Origin of the sequence: Variovorax sp. Root434 (assembly GCF_001426595.1) — a bacterium.
GTDB lineage: Bacteria > Pseudomonadota > Gammaproteobacteria > Burkholderiales > Burkholderiaceae_C > Variovorax.
On record NZ_LMEK01000024.1, the window covers coordinates 105657 to 126228 of the forward strand.

Annotated in this window: 18 protein-coding genes; 12 read left to right on the top strand and 6 right to left on the bottom strand. The window is 69.4% G+C overall.

Annotated elements, in window-relative coordinates; translation table 11 throughout:
* Positions 1-148: 148 nt before the first annotated feature.
* Complete coding sequence (locus ASD05_RS20170) at positions 149-436, top strand: glycine zipper domain-containing protein (protein WP_082572206.1); 288 nt, start codon at positions 149-151, stop codon at positions 434-436.
* 61 nt (positions 437-497) lie between these two features.
* Here the strand turns inward: ASD05_RS20170 and ASD05_RS20175 are convergent, their stop codons facing one another.
* On the bottom strand, positions 498-1157 hold the full coding sequence (locus ASD05_RS20175; RefSeq protein ID WP_056596189.1) for a DedA family protein: 660 nt from the start codon (positions 1155-1157) through the stop codon (positions 498-500).
* 117 nt (positions 1158-1274) lie between these two features.
* Here ASD05_RS20175 and mutL point away from each other — a divergent pair, with 117 nt between their 5' ends.
* Positions 1275-3170, top strand: coding sequence for a DNA mismatch repair endonuclease MutL (gene mutL / locus ASD05_RS20180; protein ID WP_056596191.1), 1896 nt, complete (start codon positions 1275-1277; stop codon positions 3168-3170).
* Between the two features lie 190 nt (positions 3171-3360).
* Complete coding sequence (locus ASD05_RS20185) at positions 3361-4311, top strand: alpha/beta hydrolase (protein WP_414930057.1); 951 nt, start codon at positions 3361-3363, stop codon at positions 4309-4311.
* A 47-nt stretch (positions 4312-4358) separates the two neighbouring features.
* On the opposite strand, the gene ASD05_RS20190 is transcribed toward ASD05_RS20185, so the two are convergent.
* From ASD05_RS20190 to ASD05_RS20200, 3 genes are read right to left on the bottom strand one after another with little or no spacing between them, the layout of a single operon-like run.
* Positions 4359-6605 (bottom strand): xanthine dehydrogenase family protein molybdopterin-binding subunit, encoded by a 2247-nt coding sequence (locus ASD05_RS20190; protein WP_056596561.1) that lies wholly within the window; start codon positions 6603-6605, stop codon positions 4359-4361.
* 10 nt (positions 6606-6615) lie between these two features.
* Positions 6616-7089, bottom strand: a complete 474-nt coding sequence (locus ASD05_RS20195) for a (2Fe-2S)-binding protein (protein WP_056511219.1) — start codon at positions 7087-7089, stop codon at positions 6616-6618.
* 34 nt (positions 7090-7123) lie between these two features.
* Positions 7124-7492, bottom strand: coding sequence for a c-type cytochrome (locus ASD05_RS20200; RefSeq protein WP_157610184.1), 369 nt, complete (start codon positions 7490-7492; stop codon positions 7124-7126).
* Between the two features lie 238 nt (positions 7493-7730).
* Here ASD05_RS20200 and ASD05_RS20205 point away from each other — a divergent pair, with 238 nt between their 5' ends.
* The 3 genes from ASD05_RS20205 to ASD05_RS20215 all read left to right on the top strand — a co-directional run bounded on the left by ASD05_RS20205 (position 7731) and on the right by ASD05_RS20215 (position 10399).
* Entirely contained in the window at positions 7731-8657 is a 927-nt protein-coding gene (locus ASD05_RS20205) for an AraC family transcriptional regulator (RefSeq protein WP_056596197.1), read from the top strand.
* Positions 8658-8723: 66 nt separating this feature from the next.
* Positions 8724-9749 carry a tRNA (adenosine(37)-N6)-dimethylallyltransferase MiaA gene (gene miaA / locus ASD05_RS20210; RefSeq protein WP_056596200.1) on the top strand — a complete coding sequence of 342 codons (1026 nt, stop codon included), beginning with the start codon at positions 8724-8726 and terminating at the stop codon, positions 9747-9749.
* Positions 9746-10399 carry an ABC transporter ATP-binding protein gene (locus ASD05_RS20215; protein WP_056596204.1) on the top strand — a complete coding sequence of 218 codons (654 nt, stop codon included), beginning with the start codon at positions 9746-9748 and terminating at the stop codon, positions 10397-10399. The genes miaA and ASD05_RS20215 overlap by 4 nt, the downstream gene beginning before the upstream one ends.
* A gap of 1 nt (position 10400) precedes the next feature.
* On the opposite strand, the gene ASD05_RS20220 is transcribed toward ASD05_RS20215, so the two are convergent.
* On the bottom strand, positions 10401-11363 hold the full coding sequence (locus ASD05_RS20220) for a threo-3-hydroxy-L-aspartate ammonia-lyase (protein WP_056596207.1): 963 nt from the start codon (positions 11361-11363) through the stop codon (positions 10401-10403).
* 112 nt (positions 11364-11475) lie between these two features.
* Here ASD05_RS20220 and ASD05_RS20225 point away from each other — a divergent pair, with 112 nt between their 5' ends.
* The 6 genes from ASD05_RS20225 to ASD05_RS20250 all read left to right on the top strand — a co-directional run bounded on the left by ASD05_RS20225 (position 11476) and on the right by ASD05_RS20250 (position 18842).
* The gene (locus tag ASD05_RS20225) at positions 11476-12180 is read left to right on the top strand and encodes a GntR family transcriptional regulator (RefSeq protein WP_056596210.1); all 705 of its coding nucleotides are present in this window, start codon (positions 11476-11478) and stop codon (positions 12178-12180) included.
* A complete protein-coding gene (locus ASD05_RS20230) occupies positions 12177-13052 on the top strand; it encodes a phytanoyl-CoA dioxygenase family protein (protein ID WP_056596213.1) in 876 nt (291 codons plus the stop codon). Before ASD05_RS20225 ends, ASD05_RS20230 begins: the two co-directional genes overlap by 4 nt.
* 5 nt (positions 13053-13057) lie before the next feature.
* Entirely contained in the window at positions 13058-14431 is a 1374-nt protein-coding gene (locus tag ASD05_RS20235; protein WP_056596216.1) for an NAD(P)H-dependent oxidoreductase, read from the top strand.
* A 105-nt stretch (positions 14432-14536) separates the two neighbouring features.
* Entirely contained in the window at positions 14537-14902 is a 366-nt protein-coding gene (locus ASD05_RS20240; RefSeq protein ID WP_056596219.1) for a YciI family protein, read from the top strand.
* Positions 14899-16131: an RNA polymerase sigma factor gene (locus tag ASD05_RS20245; RefSeq protein WP_056596222.1), complete on the top strand. Its 1233-nt coding sequence runs from the start codon at positions 14899-14901 to the stop codon at positions 16129-16131. Before ASD05_RS20240 ends, ASD05_RS20245 begins: the two co-directional genes overlap by 4 nt.
* A gap of 104 nt (positions 16132-16235) precedes the next feature.
* Positions 16236-18842, top strand: a complete 2607-nt coding sequence (locus ASD05_RS20250) for an FtsX-like permease family protein (RefSeq protein ID WP_056596225.1) — start codon at positions 16236-16238, stop codon at positions 18840-18842.
* A gap of 58 nt (positions 18843-18900) precedes the next feature.
* On the opposite strand, the gene ASD05_RS20255 is transcribed toward ASD05_RS20250, so the two are convergent.
* Complete coding sequence (locus ASD05_RS20255; RefSeq protein WP_056596228.1) at positions 18901-20559, bottom strand: carboxypeptidase regulatory-like domain-containing protein; 1659 nt, start codon at positions 20557-20559, stop codon at positions 18901-18903.
* Between the last annotated feature and the right edge of the window lie 13 nt (positions 20560-20572).

The window sequence follows — 20572 nt, forward strand, 5'->3', positions numbered from 1 at the left end:
GGCGCTGCGGCTTTTGTAAAGCCAAAGCACGCCCTTCCGTCCCACGCCGCGCGGCCCGCTACACCGCACAGGCAGGTGCGGCAGGCTCCTACACCGGGGCCCCGCCTTGCGGCCATGATGAATCATCACTTCTCGAAAGGTGGACATCATGAACACACGTCTCTGGATCGCTGCAGCCGCAGCCACTTCGGTCATGGCGATTGCGGGTTGCGCGAGCGGCCCTAACCAGAATCTCGGGACCGGGGTAGGCGCCGTAGGCGGCGCGCTGGTGGGCAATGCCATCGGCGGCAACACCGCAAGCACGGTGGGTGGCGCGGCCATCGGCGGCGTCATCGGCAACCAGATCGGCCGCAGTGCCGACGAGCGCAACTACTACAACCAGCAGCGCTATCCGCGGGGCAGCGGCTACTACCCGGGCAACGGGCCGAACTACTGATACGCAGCCTGAACGACAAAGCGCGCCGATTGGCGCGCTTTGTCGTTGATGGAGCAAGTCGTCAGGCCCGCGCCGCGCGCTCCTTCTCCGCCTTCGATGCACGCCACGCGCCGAAGATCGCGAGCAGGCCGGGCACGAAGATCAGCGCCCAGATGATTTTGTCCAGGTGCTGGCGCACGAAGGGCAGGTTGCCGAAGAAGTAACCCGCGGTTGCGATGCCCAGCACCCAGAGGAGTCCGCCGACCACGTTGTACATGGTGAACTTCGCGCGGCTCATCTCGGCCACGCCGGCCACGAACGGCGCGAAGGTGCGAATGAAGGGCATGAAGCGCGCAAGGATGATCGTGATGCCGCCGTAGCGCTCGTAGAAGCCGTGGGCCTGGTCGAAGGCTTTGCGGTTGAAGAAGCGCGAGTTCTCCCACTGGAACACCTTCGGCCCGAAGTAGCGGCCGATCGAATAGTTGCACTGGTCGCCCAGGATGGCCGCTGCAATGAGGATCCCGCAGGCCAGCGGAAAGCTCATGAGCCCCACGCCGCACAGCGCGCCCACGATGAAGAGCAGCGAGTCCCCGGGCAGGAACGGCATCACCACCGCGCCGGTCTCGACGAAGACGATGAGGAACAGCAGCGCATAGACCCAGGGCCCGTAGGCAATGACGAAGGCTTCGAGGTGCTTGTCGACATGAAGGATGAAGTCGACGAGAAAGCTGATGATTTCCATGGGGGCGGATTATCCTTGCTGCCACTGAGCGCCCTGCCAATCACCCCATGCTGCAGATGCGCGCCGCCATTGATGCGGGCCAGCGCCTGGAACGAGCGCCGCTTTTAGAATGCCCCGGTGAGCGCCCTCCCCACTTCCATCTCCCCCGCCGAACGCCGCCCCATCCGCGAACTCCCCGACGAGCTGATCAGCCAGATCGCCGCCGGCGAAGTCGTCGAGCGCCCCGCCTCGGTGGTGCGCGAGCTGCTGGACAACGCGCTCGATGCGGGCGCCGGCCAGATCACGGTGCGGCTGGCCTCGGGCGGCGTGCGGCTGATCTCGGTCGAGGACGACGGCCTGGGCATCCCGCGCGAGGAACTCACGGTGGCCCTGCGCCGCCACGCGACCAGCAAGATCGCGAGCCTCAACGACCTCGAAACGGTCGGCACCATGGGATTCCGGGGCGAAGCGCTGGCCGCCATCAATGCGATCGCCGAACTCAGCATCCTTTCGCGCTTCGCCGGTTCCGAGGGCGCGTTCGCGCTCGACGGCCGCACCGGCGAGTTGCGGCCCGTGGCCCGCTCCACCGGCACCACGGTCGAGGTGCGCGAGCTGTTCTTCGCAACGCCCGCGCGCCGCAAGTTCCTGAAGACCGACGCCACCGAACTGGCCCATTGCATCGAGGCGGTGCGCCGCCACGCACTGGCACGGCCCGAGGTGGGCTTTTCGGTCTGGCATGACGGCAAGCTGGTCGAGCAGTGGCGCGCCGCCACCACGCGCGAGCAGCGGCTGGCCGACGCACTGAGCGACGATTTCGTGGCGCAGAGCGTGGCCGTCGAGCGCGAAGGCGGCCCGGTGCGCGTGATCGGCCGCGCCGGCATTCCCGATGCGGCGCGTTCGCGCGGCGACCAGCAGTTCTTCTACGTCAACGGCCGCTTCGTGCGCGACAAGGTGCTGTCGCACGCGGTGCGCAGCGCGTACGAAGACGTGCTGCACGGCCAACGCCAGCCGATCTATGCGCTGTACCTCGAAATCGATCCGGCGCGCGTCGACGTGAACGTGCATCCGACCAAGATCGAGGTGCGCTTTCGCGACGGGCGCGAGGTGCACCAGGCGGTGCGCCACGCCATCGAGGACGCGTTGGCGGCTCCACGCGCGGGCGACGCCGTGGTGGCCCCGGGCGCGCCGCAGCCGTTCTTCAAGCAGGCCCCGCTGCCGTCGAACGCCAGCTGGGCGCAGCCCGCCATCAATTTCACGGCACGCGAACGCGGCGCCGGCGACTTCGAGGCCATGTGGCCCAGGCGCAGCGAGCAGCTGGCGCATACGGCCGAGCCCACCGCCTCGCTCCTTTGGCCTTCCGTCAGTGCGGCGCCGACGACGTTCCCGCCATCCGCAGGGCTGCCCGTGGACGACCGCGCCGACACCACCCCTCTCGCCACCAACGAGGAAGCCTGGCCGCTGGGCCGCGCGCTGGCCCAGCTGCAGGGCATCTACATCCTGGCCGAGAACAGCCAGGGCCTCGTGATCGTCGACATGCACGCGGCGCACGAGCGCATCGTCTACGAGCGGCTCAAGACGCAGCTCGACGGCGCCGCCATCGCCAGCCAGCCGCTGCTGATCCCGGCCACCTTCGCCGCCACGCCGCAGGAAGTGGCCACGGCCGAGGCCTGCGCCGAGGTACTGCCGACGCTGGGCCTGGAAATCACCCCCTTCTCGGCACGCACCCTTGCGGTGCGTGCCGTGCCCGGAACGCTGGCCGACGGCGATCCGGTGGAGCTGGCGCGCAGCGTGCTGGCCGAGCTGGGCCAGCACGACGCGAGCACCGTGGTGCAACGCGCCCAGAACGAACTGCTGTCCACCATGGCCTGCCACGGGGCGGTGCGGGCCAACCGAAAGCTCACCATCGACGAGATGAACGCACTGTTACGCCAGATGGAAGCAACAGAACGTTCGGACCAGTGCAACCACGGCCGGCCGACCTGGCGTCAGCTGTCGATCCGCGAGCTCGATTCGCTGTTCATGCGCGGCCGATAGGCAGATCGGCGCTTTTAGGCCTTTCTTCTAGGGTTTTCCACCGTCATCGGAATTGTGGGCACGTACGTTGCATAGGTTCGTCAAGGCGCCAGCGAGCGTTGTTTCGGGGGGTTACCAAAGTGCAGTGTCGGCGCACCTCGGTGAAAGCAGATGAACTTTTCAGCCGGCTCTGCTGTCCTTCAACCCCATGATGAAACGCTGGACCCTCCTCGCGTCTGTCCTCTCGCTGTGTGCCCTGCTGGCCGCCGGCTGCTCGACGCTCGACGAGCGGCAGCGCGAATGGATCTTCCAGCCCAGCGATAGCAGCTGGGGCAACACCGCCACCATGGCCAAGGGCATGGAAGACGTGTGGATCGATTTCCAGTCCTCCACCACCGGCGAGCCTGCCCGCCTGCACGGCCTGTGGCTGGGCGGCGCGCCCGAGACCACCGACACGCCCGTGCTGCTGTACCTGCACGGCGCCCGCTACAACGTGGCCGGCTCGGCGCCGCGCATCCAGCGCATGCACGAGCTGGGCTTCTCGGTGCTGGCCATCGACTACCGCGGCTTCGGCAAGAGCTCCAAGGGCCTGCCCTCGGAAGAGTCGGCCCGCGAGGACGCCCGCGCCGCCTGGACCTGGCTGGCCGCGCGCCATCCCAGGCAGCACCGCTACATCTTCGGCCACTCGCTGGGCGGCGCCATCGGCATCGACCTGGCGGCGCATGTGAACGACGAGAGCGGCACCATCGTCGAAAGCACTTTCACTTCCATCGCCGACGTGGTCAGCGGCTTCAAGTGGGGCTGGCTGCCCTTCGGCCCCCTCATCACGCAGCGCTTCGAGGCCATCAACACCGTCAAGGACATCGGCGCGCCACTGCTGGTGGTGCATGGCACGGCCGACAGCCTGATCAACCCCACGCTGGGCCGCAAGCTCTACGACGCGGCCACCGTGCCCAAGCTGTTCGTGCTGGTCGAAGGCGGCTCGCACCACAACACCAACTCGGTCGGCGAGGCGCAGTACCGCGCGGCGCTGACACAGCTGTTCCGCATGAAGCCCGAAGGCATGGTGGCGCGCAACCAGCCGAAGCTGTCGCCGCCCTCGCTGGCTCCGCAGGACGTGCACGGTGAGGCGCGCGCGAGCAGCGTGCCCGCGGCGATCTAGCCCGGGCTGCGTTCGAAAGGACAAACCCCTTCGAACGCAATCCCGTATCAAGCCAGGTTGAAAGGCAGTTGCCGCAAAGGCTTGCCCGTCAGCTGCGCGACGGCATTGGCGAACGCGGGCGCCAGCGGCGGCAGGCCGGGCTCGCCCATCCCCTTGGGCGCATCGGCGCTGGGCACGATGTGGATGTCGAACTCCGGCACCTGCGTGATGCGGGCCACGGTGAAGTCGCCGAAGTTGCCCTGCTGCACGACACCGTCCTTCAGCGTGATCGCGCTGCCTTGCAGGCAGGTCGACAGCCCCATCACCGCCGCGCCCTGCACCTGCGCCTCCACGCTGCGCGGGTTGACGGCGAGGTTGCAGTGCACGCCGCTGGTCACGCGGTGCAGCACCGGCTGGCCGTCCTTGACCGAGGCTTCCACCACGTAGGCCACCACCGATTCGAAGGACTCGTGCACCGCCACGCCCCAGGCGCGGCCTTCGGGCAGCTTCTTCTTGCCGTAGCCGCTCTTGTCCACCGCCAGCTGCAGCGCGGCGCGATGGCGCGGGTGCTTGTCGCCGAACAGCTGCATGCGGTAGGCCACCGGGTCCTGCTTGGTGCTGCGGGCGATCTCGTCGATCAGCGTCTCCATCACGAAGGCGGTGTGGGTGGAACCCACGCTGCGCCACCACAGCACCGGCACGTTGACCTGCGGATGGTGCACCGTGAGGCGCATCGGCACCGGGTACGGATCGCGCATGCCCTCGACGGCCGTGGCGTCGATGCCATCCTTCACCATCATCCCGGCGAACACCGTGCCCGAGGTGATGGACTGGCCCACGATGACGTGGTCCCACGCCAGGATCTTGCCGCGCTCGTCGAAACCGATGCGCGCGCGGTGCAGGTGCATGGGGCGGTAGTAGCCGCCCTTGATGTCGTCCTCGCGGCTCCACAGCAGGCGCACGGGCGCGTCGAGGCCCGCCGCGCGCGTGGCCTTGGCGATCTCGCAGGCCTCGACCACGAAGTCGCTCGAGCCCACGAAGCGCCGGCCGAAGCCGCCGCCCGCCATCTGCACGTTCACCTTCACCTGCGCGGAATCGAGCTTCAGCGTGCGTGCCGCAGCCTGGCCGTCGAGGTCGGCGCTCTGGGTGCCGACCCACAGTTCGGCGCGTCCGCCCGACAGCTTCACGGTGCAGTTCAGCGGCTCCATCGGCGCGTGCGCGAGGTACGGAAACACGAACTCGGCCTCGAGCTTGCGCGGCGCGGTGGCCAGCGGTGCCATGTCGGCGTCGAACTTGCGATTGCCGGGCCGGCCGGCGAGCTCGCGGTATTGGACCAGCTGCTTGTCGCTGTCCACCTTTTCCACAGCGGCCGTGTCCCATTGCAGCTTCAGCGCGTCGCGGCCCAGCTTGGCCGGCCAGTAGCCGTCGGCCACCACGGCCACTCCTTCAGCGCCGCGGTCCAGCGGGATGCGCACCACCGCCTTCACGCCCTTGACGGCGCGCGCGGCGCTGTCGTCCACCGAGGCCAGGCGGGCGCCGAACACGGGCGGATGCGCCACCACGGCCGTGAGCTGGCCCGGCTGCCGCACGTCGATGCCGAAGTCCTGCTTGCCGCTGCTCTTGGCGCGCGCGTCCAGGCGCGTTGTTGCGTGGCCGATGATCCGGAAGTCCTTGGGGTTCTTCAGCGTGACCTTCTCGGGCACCGGCAGCGCCATGGCCGCCTCGGCCAGTTCGCCGTAGCCCAGTTTGCGGCCGCCCGGGCCCAGCACCGTGCCGGCCTGCGTGCGCAGCGTGGCCGGGTCGACCTTCCAGCGCGCCGCCGCAGCCGACAGCAGCATGGCCCGGGCACGGGCGCCGAGTTCGCGGTACTGCGTGAAGCTGTTCTTGATCGAATTGGAGCCGCCGGTCAGGTGCATGCCGAACAGCGGGTCTGCGTATGCCGCATCGTTCGTGCCGTTGCGGCTGCGCACCAGCGCCCAGTCGGCGTCCAGTTCCTCGGCCAGGATCATCGGCAGGCCGGTCTGCACGCCCTGGCCGAATTCGAGCCGGTTGATGGTCACCGTCACTTCGCCGCTGGGCGCGATCTGCACGAAGGCCGAGGGTTGCTGCGTCGGCTTGAGGCCGCCGGCCGCAGGCTTTGCACCATCGGCCTGCGCCATGGCCAGGTGGGGAAAGGCGCCGAGCGCGAGGCCGCCGGCGCCGGCCATCTTGATGAAGCTGCGGCGGGGCAGCGTGGCGGGCTCTTCGGCCGAAGCCTGGGCCATCAGGCGCTGCAAGGCGCGCGGCAGGTCGTGGTAGTCGATGGAGGGCAGCATGAGGACTCCTTCAGGCGAGGGTTCGGGCCGCATCGGCCACGGCGGCGCGGATGCGCGCATAGGTGCCGCAGCGGCAGATGTTGCCGGCCATGGCCGAGTCGATCTCGTCGGCACTGGGCTGCTTGCCCGCGGGGAGCGACTTCAGGAACGCGGTCGCGCTCATGATCTGGCCGCTCTGGCAGTAACCGCACTGCGCGACGTCGTGCCGCACCCAGGCGGCATGCACCGCGGCGCCGACCTTGTCGCTGCCGTCGGTGGCGGCCTCGATGGTGGTGATCTTCTTGCCTTCGGCCGCGGCGATGGGCGTGATGCACGAGCGGATGGCCTGGCCGTCCATGTGCACAGTGCAGGCACCGCACAGCGCGGCGCCGCAGCCGAACTTGGTGCCGGTCATGCCCAGCGTGTCGCGCAGGGCCCAGAGGATGGGGGTGCCGGGATCGGCATCGACCGTGTGTTCACGGCCATTGACGTGGAGCGCACTCATGTTCTTTTTCTCCGTGGGTGGTTGGGGGTCGGATTCACTTGGCGCCGTCGAGCAGCCACTGGGCGAGCAACTGCAGGTCGGCATCGGGCACCTGGGCCTGCGGCGGCATCGGCATCGCGCCCCATTTGCCCGAGCTGCCGGCCTTGATGCTTGCAGCCAGCTGTGCGGCCGTGCCCTTGCCGTCGCCGTATTTGGCGCCGATGTCTTTCCAGGATGGGCCCACCACCTTGGTCGCGGGCTGATGGCATGCGACGCATGAATACTTTTGCGCCAGCGCCTGGCTCGCAGCGGCGTGCAGCGGCCACAGCGCGCTCGCGCCCAAGGCCGCGGCCAAGGCAACGGAGGCGATACGGCCCGTACCGCGCGGCAGGTTCCGGTAGAGAGAAGTCGTTTCTGTTTTCATCGTGGCACCGTGGAAAAAAGCGGGTTGTCTGATTCGACGGACACTCCCCCGCGGACCGCATCGGATGCAACGCCGGTGCACCGAGGAGCGCTGCCCGCGAGTGTCGGACGAAGACCGGCCAGCCACTTGCCTGATTCGCTCTCGTTCTTGCCTGAAACACCGAAACTGCATCGGAAACGCAGGCCCTGCCAGGCGCGCGGGCTAGACTTTTTCGTTCGCGTCACTCGAAAGGATTCAGATGGAAGCGGCACAGCCGGCGCAGCACGGCGAATCGGGCGAACCGGGTGCATTGGACGATCTGGCCCGGGCGGTCGCACACATCGCCCACAGCGACGGCGACTACGTGACGGCCATTCCCGAGCTTTCGCTGCACCGTCGCAGCACCACGACCGAGCCGCTCCATTGCATCTACGGCTTCGGCGTGGGCATCACCATCCGCGGGCAGAAGCGGGTGGCGCTCGGCGACGAGGTGTTCGACTATTCGGCGGGCCAATCGCTGCTGACCACCGCCGACCTGCCTGTGGTGACGCACATCACCCGGGCCAGCGCCGCGCAGCCCTTCATGGGCCTGATGCTGCGGCTCGACCCGCGCGCCGTCGTGCAGGCTGCCGCCGAGATGGCCTTGCCCCCGCCCGCCAGGGACGGCACCCAGCGCGCCATGTCTCTCGGCGAACTCGACCCGACGCTGCTCGGCGCGGTCACGCGGCTCGTCCAGCTGCTCGCCGAGCCCCGGCTGATGCCGCAGCTCGCGCCGCTGTTGCAGCAGGAGATCCTCGTGCGGTTGCTGGCGGGGCGCCACGGCCCGCAGCTGCAGCGCCTGGTGGCGTTCGGCTCGCCGAGCCAGCAGGTGGCCCAGAGCATGGCATGGCTCAAGATGAATTTCACGCGGCCCGTGCTGGCCGACGCGCTGGCCGCTTCCGCGAACATGAGCCCCTCGACCTTCCGCCAGCACTTCCGGGCCATGGCGGGCATGAGCCCGATGCAGTACCTGAAGCAGCTGCGCCTGCAGGAAGCGCGACAGCTGATGCTGAACCAGGGCATCGACGCCGGCACCGCAGGCGTGCGCGTGGGCTACGAGAGCGCCTCGCAGTTCAGCCGCGAGTACGCGCGCCTGTTCGGCGCGCCGCCGCTGCGCGACATCCGGCGGATGCGCGAAGCGACCTGAGCCGCCCGGGGGCATCCGCCGCGCACGCGCTGACCGGCGCGCGCCATTTGCTACCCTCGGCGCATCATGTCTCCCAGCTTCGCACCGGCCGCCGAGGCCGCCCCCCCGGCCGCGCCCACCGCGGCGCCCCCGGGTCCGCCGCGCTACGTCGCACTCGCCGGCCCCACCGCTTCGGGCAAGACGGCCGCCGCGCTGGCGCTGGCGCGCATCCAGCCGGTGGAGATCGTCTCGGTCGATTCGGCACTCGTCTACCGCGGCATGAACATCGGCACCGCCAAGCCCACGCCCGCCGAACAGGCCGCCGTGCCGCATCACCTGATCGACATCCTCGATCCGCGCGAGAGCTACAGCGCCGCCGCGTTCGTGGCCGACGCCACGCGGCTCATCGGCGAGATCCGCGCGCGCGGCGCGCTGCCGCTGCTGGTGGGCGGCACCATGCTTTATTTCAAGGCGCTGTTCGACGGCATCGACGCCATGCCCGCGGCCGATGCCGCAGTGCGCGCGCGCATCGATGCGGAAGCCGCCACACTCGGCTGGCCGGCCATGCACGCGCGGCTCGCGCAGGTCGACCCGGTCACGGCCGCGCGGCTCGCGCCGCAGGACAGCCAGCGCATCCAGCGCGCGCTCGAAGTGTGGGAGAGCAGCGGCCAGCCGCTGTCGAGCTTTCATGCGAGCGACAACAAGACCGCCAAGGCCGTCGAAGACGGCGTGCTGTTCTCGCTCGAACCGGCCGACCGCGCCTGGCTGCACACGCGCATCGCCGAGCGCTTCGACGCGATGCTTGCGGCCGGCTTCCTCGACGAAGTGCGCGCGTTGCGCGCGCGCGGCGACCTGTCGACCGAGCTGCCCTCGATGCGCTGCGTCGGCTACCGGCAGGCATGGGAAACGCTGGATGCCTGCGGCAACGCGGCGCCCTCCACCAAGGCCTTGGCCGAGCTGCGCGAACGCGGCATCGCCGCCACGCGCCAGCTTGCCAAGCGGCAGATCACCTGGCTGCGCAGCATGCCGCAGCGCACCGTGATCGCCTGTGATGCCCCCGGCGCGGTGCAGGCCGCCGTTCAACTGATTGCAAAGACCACAAGCCCCGGATGACGCTGCGCATTTCCAACCTCGGCAAGCACTACGGCGATGCGCCTGTCTTCGAGAACGTGACGCTGGAGGTCCGGCCCGGCGAGTTCGTCGCCGTCGTGGGCGAATCGGGCGTCGGCAAGTCGACGTTGCTCAATTGCATGGCCGGCCTCGACAGCTGGGACCAGGGCACGGTCACGCACGAAGGCACCGACATCGGCGCCCTCGACGGCGAGGCCTGCGCGCTCTGGCGGCGGCGGCACGTCGGCTTCGTGTTCCAGGCCTTCCACGTGCTGCCGCACCTCGATGTGGCACAGAACGTGTCTCTGCCGCTGATGCTGCTGGGCGCGCAGCAGAAGGACGACGCCCGCGTCGCGCACATGCTCGAATCGGTGGGCCTGCCCGGCATGGGCGCTCGGCTGCCGCAGACGCTGTCGGGCGGACAACTGCAGCGCGTGGCGATTGCGCGCGCGCTGGTGCATCGCCCCGCCCTGCTGCTGGCTGACGAGCCCACGGGCAACCTCGATCCGTCCACCGCCGCGAAGGTGATGGAACTTCTGATCGGCCAGACCCGCGAGCATGGTGCATCGCTGGTGCTGGTGACGCACTCCGAGAGCGCGGCGGCCCGGGCCGACCGTCTGCTGCACCTGACGGCCGGCGGAATCCGCGCCTGAACTACCGCGGCGCGATCAGTGCAGCGTAGCGCGACAGGTCGACGTTGCCGCCGCTGATCACGATGCCGACGCGCTGTCCGGCGACGGCCTTGCCGGTCGCAATGGCGCCTGCAAAGGCGAGGCAGCCGGTCGGCTCCACCACCATCTTCATGCGCTCGGCGAAGAAGCGCATCGCATCGACGAGCTGCTCGTCGGTGACGGTGAAGATGTCGTCCACGTCGCGGCGGATGATGCCGAAGGTGTACTCGCCCAGGTGCTGCGTCTGTGCACCGTCGGCAATGGTCTTCGGCGTTTCGATGTGCACGATTTTCCCCGCGCGGAACGATTGCTGGCCGTCGTTGCCCGCCTCGGGCTCGACGCCATAGACCTTGCAGTTCGGCGCCAGCGCGCGCGCCGACAGCGCTGAACCCGACAGCAGCCCGCCGCCGCCCAGGCACACGAACAGGTGGTCGAGCGGCCCCGTTTCCTCGATCAGTTCCTTCACCGCCGTGCCCTGGCCCGTGAGCACGTCGGGATGGTCGTAGGGCGGGATCATCGTCATGCCGCGCTCCTGCGCGAGCCGCTTGGTCAGCGCCTCGCGGTCTTCAGTGAAGCGGTCGTACATCACCACTTCGGCGCCATAGCCCTTGGTGGCTGCGACCTTGGCGGCGGGCGCGTCCTTGGGCATCACGATCACCGCCGGCATCGACAGCAGGCGCGCCGACAGCGCGATGGCCTGCGCATGGTTGCCCGACGAGAACGCGATCACGCCGCCCTTGCGCTGCGTGGCATCGAACTTCGACAGCGCGTTGAACGCGCCGCGGAACTTGAATGCGCCCATGCGCTGGAAGTTCTCGCACTTGAAGAAGAACTCGGCACCCCAGCGTTCGTTGGCGGTGGTCGAGCGCAGCACCGGCGTGCGGTGGGCATGGCCTTCGAGCCGCGCGGCCGCGGCAATGACGTCGTCGTAGGTAGGTAGTTGCATGGGCCGAGCTTAGCGGGGGCTCGCGTTTTTTTGCAGCCCCGATGGGTAAAAACCCGGGATGCGCGCTCGCGCAATTTCAGTACTCTGTATACAGAGTTCAAAGAAAGCCGCCATGCCCGCCCAGCTCCTCAGCATCGAAGTCGCCCCCGATCTCGTCGACCAGGTCTACCGCGCCCTGCTCGGCGCCATCAGCAGCGGCACGCTCGCGCCGGGCGAACGCATCACGCAGGAAGACATCGCGCAGCGCCTCTCGGTGTCTCGCCAGCCCGTGCTCCAGGCGCTGCGGCTGCTCAAGAAAGACGGCTTCGTGCTCGACGCGCCCGGCCGCGGCGTGCTGGTGGCGCCGCTGGAAGCCGAGGCGATGCGTCAGGTCTACCAGGTGCGTGGCGCGCTCGACGTGCTGGCCACACGGCTCGCGGCGCGCCAGCGTTTTCGCATCGACCCGAAGCTCATCGAACGCGGTCGGCGTGCCGCGCGCGGACGCAATGTCGAAGCCATGATCGATGCGGACGTGGCCTTTCACCAGTCCATCTATGAAGCTTCGGGCAACCCGCTGATCGGCCAGAGCGCCGACCCGCACTGGCGTCACCTGCGCCGCGCGATGGGTGCGGTGCTGCAGGCCGAGCCGCAGCGCGAATCGCTGTGGGACGAGCACGAGGCGATCGCCACGGCCATTGCCGCCGGCAATGCAGACCGTGCCGCACGCCTGAGCGAAGAACACGTCTCGCGGGCCAGCGAGGCATTGAGCGAACGGCTCGCGCAGCAACTCGCGCGCGCCGCATCCACCACCACGCAGAAAAAAGGAGACAAGGCATGAAGCTGACCCCCGAGCAACGCGCGCAATTCGAGCGCGACGGCTATCTGTTCTTCCCCGGCCATTTCTCGGCTGAGGAGACGAAGGTGCTGACCGACGCAGTGCCCGAGCTCTACAGCAAGCGCGAAGCCTTCAACGTGCGCGAGAAAGGCTCCGACGCCGTGCGCACGAACTTCGCCGCGCACCTCGTCAGCGAGCCTTTCGCCCGCTTGGCGCGCCATCCGCGCATGGTCGGCCCGGTGACGAATCTTTTCGACGAAGAGGTCTACATGCACCAGTTCAAGATCAACGGCAAGATGGCCTTCGAGGGCGACGTGTGGCAGTGGCATCAGGACTACGGCACCTGGCTCAACGACGACCTGATGCCCACCGAGCGCGCGATGAACGTCGCGATCTTTCTCGACGAGGTGAACGAGCACAACGGCCCGCTGATGTTCATTCCGGGCAGCCACCGCAAGGGCGTGGTCGATGCGAAGCACGACCTCACGACCACCAGCTACCCGCTGTGGACCGTGGACAACGACCTGATCCGCCAACTGGTCGACCGCGCGGGCGGCAAGCATGGCGGCATCGTCTCGCCCAAAGGCCCGGCCGGCTCGATGATCCTCTTTCACAGCTGCCTGGTGCATGCCTCGGGCAGCAATCTCTCGCCCTTCAACCGCGTGGCGGTGTACCTGAGCCTGTGCGCGGTCAGCAACCACATCCGGCGCCACAAGCGACCCGAGTACATCGCGCACCGAAACTTCACGCCCATCGAGATGCTGCCCGACGACTGCCTGCTGAAGCCCTATCCCGTCGAGGTGCCGTGGAAGAGCGGCCTGCCCGAGAGCGCATTGCGCACCTCGCTCGACGTGCTCGACACCGCGGAGGCCTGAACGACATGAGTCTGCACACCCGCCTGCAGCAGCGCGCCGCCGAAGGCCGCCCTATCCGCATCGGCCTGATCGGCGCCGGCAAGTTCGGCGCGATGTACCTCGCGCAGATTCCGCGCACGCCGGGCGTGCAACTGGTCGCCATCGCCGACCTCTCGCCCGACGCGGCCCGCGTCAATCTCCAACGCGTGGGCTGGAAGGCCGAGCGTGCCGCCGCAGCCTCGGTGCAGGAGGCGCTGAAGCAAGGTACCACCTGGATCACCGACGACTGGCAGGCCTTGACGCGCGAGCCGAGCATCGACATCGTGGTCGAATGCACGGGCAACCCCATCGCGGCGGTGGACCACTGCCTCGACGCCTTCGCGCACGGCAAGCATGTGGTCAACGTGACGGTCGAGGCCGACGCCTTCTGCGGTCCGCTGCTTGCGCACAGGGCACGGCAGGCCGGCGTGCTCTATTCGCTGGCCTTCGGCGACCAGCCCGCACTGATCTGCGACCTGGTCGACTGGGCGCGCACCTGCGGCTTTCCGGTGGTGGCGGCCGGGCGCGGCCACAAGTGGCTGCCGCACTTCACCGAATCGACGCCCGAGACGGTGTGGGGCAACTACGGCCTCACGCCCGAGCAGGCCAGGCGCGGCGGGCTCAACCCGAAGATGTTCAACAGCTTCCTCGACGGCTCCAAGCCTTCCATCGAAAGCTCGGCGGTCGCCAACGCCACCGGCCTCACCGTGCCGTCGGACGGCCTGCTCTACCCTCCCGCGAGCCTGGAGGACATTCCCTTCGTCACTCGGCCGAAGAGCGAGGGCGGCGTGCTGGAGCGCAAGGGCATGGTCGAGGTGGTGTCCTCGCTCGAAGCCGATGGCCGCAAGATTCCGTACGACATCCGCATGGGCGTGTGGGTCACGGTCGAGGCCGAGACCGACTACATCCGGAACTGCTTCGAGGAATACAACGCCCACACCGACCCCAGCGGGCGCTACTTCACGCTCTACAAGCGCTGGCACCTGATCGGTCTCGAAGTGGGCATGTCGGTGGCCAGCGTGGCGCTGCGCGGCGAACCCACTGGCGTCGCCACCTGCTGGAACGCCGACGTGGTCGCCACCGCCAAGCGCGACCTCGCGGCGGGCGAAATGCTCGACGGCGAAGGCGGCTACACGGTGTGGGGCAAGCTGCTGCCGGCCGAGCGCTCTCTGCGCCTGGGCGGCCTGCCGCTCGGGCTGGCGCACAACGTCAAGCTGGTGCGCCCGGTGAAGAAGGGCCAGAGCCTGAGCTGGGCCGACGTGGCGATCGACACGACGACCGCGGCCTACAAGCTGCGCAGCGAGATGGAGGCGATGTTCGCGCCTTCGGTGCGGGCATTGCACCCGACGGCAATCGCGTAAAAAATCTTCTGCTCGGCACGCCCCGCGTGTCGAAATGACCGCCGGCGGGCCGTCATTGTGGTGAGCGATCCTGCTCGACAGCCTTTTCCATGACGGAGAGACACCATGCAGTACATGTTGATGTTCTATCAGCCCGCGGCCGAATTCGAACAGCGCGACGATGCGTCCTCGCAGGCCTACCGGGCCAGCTGGGTCGCGTATGCCGACGCCGTGCGCCAGGCCGGCATTTCGCTCGGCGGCCACGGCCTTTTCCCGCCCATGACCGGCACCACGCTGCGCGTGCGCGGCGACAAGCGCCAGGTGCAGGACGGCCCCTTCGCCGACACCAAGGAGCAGCTCGGCGGCTACTTCGTGGTCGATGTGCCCAACCTCGACGTGGCACTCGAGTGGGCGGCGCGCGCGCCCTGCGCCACCAGCGGCGGGGTGGAGGTCCGGCCCGTCTTCACGGCCACGGCTGTCGCCGCCGCATGACCGACCCGGCGGCGCACCAGGCCGCCGAGCGTGCGGCGCGCGATTCGTACGGGCGGCTGCTGGCCATCCTGTCGGCGCGCACGCACGACATCGCCGCATCGGAAGACGCATTGGCCGACGCCTTCGCGCGAGCACTCGAGCGCTGGCCGGCCGATGGCATTCCCTCACAGCCCGATGCGTGGCTGCTGAGCGTGGCGCGGCACCGCAAGCTCGACGCCTGGCGCCACACCCGCGTACAGGACGCGGCCACGCAAAGCCTGATGCTGCTGGCCGGCGAGGTCGACGAAGGCACCGCCGACGGCGCGGCCGTGCCCGACGAGCGGCTGCGCCTGCTCTTCGTGTGTGCGCATCCGGCCATCGACGCGGCCGCGCGCGCACCGCTGATGCTGCAGACCGTGCTCGGGCTCGACGCCGCGCGCATGGCCGGCGCCTTCCTCACCGCGCCGGCCACGCTCGGCCAGCGGCTGGTGCGCGCCAAGGCCCGCATCCGCGCGGCCGGCATTCCCTTCGAATATCCGCAAGCACGCGACCTGCCGCAGCGACTGCAGGATGTGCTCGACGGCATCTACGCCGCCTACGGCACCGGCTGGGACGACGTGGACGGCGCCGACGCCCTGCCCCGCGGCCTCACGGTCGAGGCCGTCGACCTCTGCCGCATCCTCTGCGGCCTGATGCCGAACGAGCCCGAGCCGCTCGGCCTGCTCGCGCTGATGCTGTTCTGCGAGGCCCGCACGGCGGCGCGACGCAGCGATGCCGGCGCGTATGTGCCGCTCGACCAGCAGGACATCACGCGCTGGGACCATGAACTGCTCGCGCAAGCTGAACACCATCTGCGGCGGGCCAGCGCCATGCAGTCACTCGGCGCCTACCAGCTGGAAGCAGCGATCCAGTCGGCACACTGCGAGCGCCGCGCCGGCGCACCGGTGCCACCCGAAACACTGGTGGCCCTGTACGAGGGTCTGCTGGCGCTGCGGCCGAGCGTCGGTGCGCAGGTCAGCCGCGCCTGCGCGCTGGCCAACGCACGCGGACCGGAAACCGGCCTGCGGGCACTCGATGCCATTGCGGCCAACGAGGTGACGAACTACCAGCCCTTCTGGGCGGCGCGAGCCCATCTGCTCGCGACCGGTGGTGCACGGGCGGCGGCGCGGCAGGCCTACGACCGGGCCATCGGGCTCAGCGCCAGCGCGGCGGTGCGCGCGTATCTGCATGCGATGTCGGACCGGCTCTGAACGGCCGGCCCTTCATCAACGCCGCCGTCACTCCTGCGGCGCGGCCACCGGCTCAGTCTCGCGCATCAGCAGCTTCGATCCGCGCACATCGCGACAATCGGCCCATGCGCGCATTGCTCACCACCTTCTCCTGGCAGGAACTCCGCCATCACCCCTGGCGCAATGCAGCGGCCGTGCTGGCGGTGATGCTGGGCGTGGCGCTGGCCTTCTCGGTGCAGCTGATCAATGCGTCGGCCCTCGACGAGTTCGCGAGCGCGGTACGCTCGGTCAACGGCCAGCCCGACCTGGAAGTGCGCGCCGTGCAGGGCGGTTTCGACGAGGCCGTGTTCGCGCGGCTGGCCCGGCATCCGCAGGTGACGCTGGCGAGCCCCGTGGTCGAGTTCCAGGGCCTGGCGCTGGCGGGCGAACGCCAGGTTCCGATGCGCGTGATCGGCGTCGATGCGCTGGTGCTGCCGGCCATCGCTCCGGCGCTGATGCCACAGGCCGCAGCCGGTGCCGATCGCTTCGCGCTGTTCGCACCGGGCCATGTGTTTCTCAACACCGCGGCGCGCACCGCGCTGGGCCTGCCCGCGCAAGCGCCCGGCGGCGGCGTCGTGGAGACGATGCAGCTGCGAAGCGGCGATGCCTGGCAGCGGCTCGAAGTGTCCGGCCACGTCGCCGCCAGCGGCTCGGCGCTCGCGGTGATGGACGTCGCGGCCGCGCAGGAGCTGTTCGGCCAGGTCGGCCGGCTCAGCCGCATCGACCTTCGGCTGGCACCCGGTACCGACAGGGCCGCCTTCATGGCCTCGCTGCAGCAGTCGCCGGGCTGGCCCGCGGGCGTGCAGTTCGCCGAGCCCGGCGATGCGGCCGAGCGCGTGAGCAACCTGTCGCGCGCCTACCGCGTCAACCTGACGGTGCTGGCGCTGGTGGCGCTGTTCACGGGCGCTTTCCTGGTGTTCTCGGTGCTGGCGCTCAGCGTGGCCAAGCGCGCGCAGCAGTTCGCGCTGCTCGGCGTGTTGGGCCTGACGCCGCGTGAACGGCTGCGGCTGGTGCTGGCCGAATCGCTGGTGCTGGGTCTGATCGGCAGCACGGCCGGGCTCGTGCTCGGCACCGCGCTCGCGGTCTTTGCGCTGCAGGTGCTCGGCGGCGACCTAGGTGGCGGGTATTTCGAAGGCGTCGCGCCCAAGCTGCACTGGAGCAGCGGCGCGGCAGCGCTCTACGGCGGGCTCGGCGTGGTGGCCGCCTTGGTGGGCGGCTGGTGGCCCGCGCGCGCGGCGCAGGCGCTGCCCGAAGCGCAAACACTCAAGGGGCTGGGCGCGGCGCCTGCCCAGGGCAACAGCCACTGGCTGGCGCTGGGGCTGATCGCGCTCGGCGCGGTACTGGCCAACGTGCCGGCCATCGGCGGCATTCCGGTGGCCGCGTATTTGTCGGTGGCCTGCCTGCTGGTGGGCGGCATCACCGCCTTGCCCTGGCTCATCGCGTTGCTGTACGACCGCATCGCACCCGTGTTCGCGCAACGCGTGCTGCCGATGCTGGCCATCGAGCGCGCGCGCCGCATGCGGGGCACGGCGGCGGTAGCGGTGAGCGGCGTGGTCGCGAGCCTGAGCCTGGCGGTCGCGCTCACGGTGATGGTCGCCAGCTTTCGCGATTCGGTCACGCACTGGCTCGACGTGGTGCTGCCGGCCGACCTGTACCTGCGCGCCACTGCGGGTGGGCGCGGCAGCAACGCCGGCAACAGCAGCAGCACCGACACCGCGACCTTCCCGCCCGCCTTCGTGCAGGCGCTGGCGCAGTTGCCCGGCGTGGCGCGCACGGGCACGCTGCGCACGAAGACACTGCAGCTCGACGCGACGCGGCCCGCCGTCACGCTGATCGCGCGCAGCCTCGAAGGCGGCGCCACGCAGTCGCTGCCGCTGGTGGGCGCCGCGCTGCCGGTGCCCGAGGGGCAGGTCGGCATCTACGTGAGCGAGCCGATGGTCGAGCTGTACGGCGCGAAGCCGGGCACCGCGTTCGCGCCGCTGTCGGCCGCGATGGGCGTGGCAGCCGGCACGAAGAAGCCGCCGGTGTTCTTCGTGGCGGGCGTGTGGCGCGACTATGCGAGGCAGTTCGGCGCGGTCACGATGGACGCGCGCGATTTCGAACGCATCACCGGCGAACGCAACGTGAGCGACGTGGCGCTGTGGCTCGCGCCCGGCACGTCGGAAGGCGCGGTGCAGACACAGGTGCGCGCACTGGCGGCGCGCCAGGAAGGCGGCTCCGCGGAGTCCGTCGAGATCGCCTCGGTCGGCCAGATCCGTGCGACCTCGCTGCGCATCTTCGACCGCAGCTTTGCCGTGACCTACTGGTTGCAGGCCGTGGCTATCGCCATCGGTTTGTTCGGCATCGCCGCGAGCTTCAGTGCGCAGGTGCTGGCACGGCGCAAGGAGTTCGGCCTGCTCGCGCACCTGGGCTTCACGCGGCGGCAGGTGCTGGCCATCGTGGCCGGCGAAGGCGCGGCCTGGACGGCCATCGGCGCGGTCGCGGGGCTGCTGCTCGGGCTGGCCGTGTCGGTGGTGCTGGTGAAGGTGGTGAACCCGCAGAGCTTCCACTGGAGCATGGACCTGCTGGTGCCGTGGGTTCGGCTGCTGGCGCTGTGCGCCGCCGTGGTGGCGGCCGGCACGTTCACGGCGTGGATGGCCGGGCGCGCCGCCGCCGGCAAGGATGTCGTGCTGGCAGTGAAGGAAGACTGGTAGAGACCGGCGAACCCTAGGCCGACCGCGATGGCCGGCCCCGGGGTCGCTCATTGCCGCATCAACTGCAGTACTGCGCGTTCGCGTCGGTGTTGACCTGCGGCGGTGCATCGGCTCGGAACTGCTGCACCGGCACCACCGTGCCATTGCAGTTCTCGTCGGTGCGCAGGTCGAACACATGCCAGTAGCGGGTGTCCGTGGTTTCGCCAGCAGGCGGCGAGAACACAGCCTGCGCGCCACGGTTGCTCAGTTCCACGCGCACCGGCGAACCGGTCTGGCCCGGGTTGTAGGTGTCCGAGTAGTTGACGACATAGAAGCGGTAGGTGCGGTTGCGCGCGAGCTTCGCGAAGGTCGTGTACTCGGGTCCGAAGCTGGATATGTCGTCCACGTCGAGGTTCACGAACGGTGCCACGGCCAGCGAGCCCTTCCCGGCGAAGTAGATGTGCTCGCCCACGTTCGCGCCCAGCGTGTGGGCGTCGATGTCGTAGGGCTTCTCGCCCCAGGTCAGCTTGATCGACACAGCCGCGCGCGTCAGCGTCAGGCACCCGTCGATCATCGTGTCCTGGTCGGACGGGTTGGCACTGACCGCGTTCGACAGCTCCGCCCCCCGGCTCGCCAGCACGAAGGCCGCACCGCCGCGCTTGGCCGGCACCGAGAACTCGCCATTGCCGTTGGTCAGCGCCGAGCCCGAGCCGCTGTACGACTTGCCTTCCGACGACACCAGTGCACCCGCGATGCGCTGGCCTTCGGCGTCCTGCACGCAGCCCTTGATCTGCACCGTGTTGTAGACCTGATCGGCATTCCAGGTCGTGAAGTGCGTGACCGTGCCTTCGTAGTACTGGTTGGGCGCCGTGCCCTGCAAGGTCGCGACGCCCTCTTCCACCCACAGGCCCGTGGCGGTGTTGTAGAAGAAGAGTGGCACGCTCGTCGGCAGCGTGTCGGTGCGCGACGACGGCGCGATGCGCACCGTGGCGTTCACGCCCGAGGCCAGGTTCAGCGGTGCGCCGTCGGCATCGACGAAGCTGGCGTCGAGCGCGCCGAAGCTCTCCATCGCCGCCGTGCCGCCGCCGCTCGCCGCGAGGTAGTTGCCGGGCATGAAGTTGACGTTCATGGCCGGTGCGATCGGCGTGAGTCGGCCGGTCACCATGCCGGTGGGCGCGCCGCCGTCGGCGCGGCGCAGCGCGTTGGCCGGCAGCTTGACCATCGCGGTCGAGCCCGGCACGGCAAGGTCGCGCGGCGCCGTGGGGTCGAAGGTGTCGGTGAAGGCCACCGGCAGCATCGGCACGTTGACGACCGTGGTAGCGCCCGAGGCCTCGAGCGCTGCCGTGGCGCGGCTCTGCGGCGCGAAGCCGGTCTTGCTGTAGCTCAGCAGCACCGAGCTTGCGTTGGTGACGCCTTCGAGCGTGTAGGTGCCGTCGGCGGCGGTCGTCGCGCTGACGCCGCCGGTCGACACGGTGACCTGGCCCACGCCCGCGCCGTCGGCGGCATTGGTCACCCGGCCCGAGACCTTGGCATTGGCCTGCGCGGGCGGGTTGGTGCTCGGTGGATTCGTGCCGGGAGGGTTGGTGCCAGGAGGGTTGGTGCCCGGGTCGTTGCCGCCCGGCCCGCCCTGGTCGGGCGGCGGAAGGAAGAAGCCCGGCGAACCACCGCCACCCCCGCCGCCGCACGCGACGACGGCCAATGCGACCGCAATGGCCGCCACCACAGGCTTGAAATTCATGACTCGACTCCCT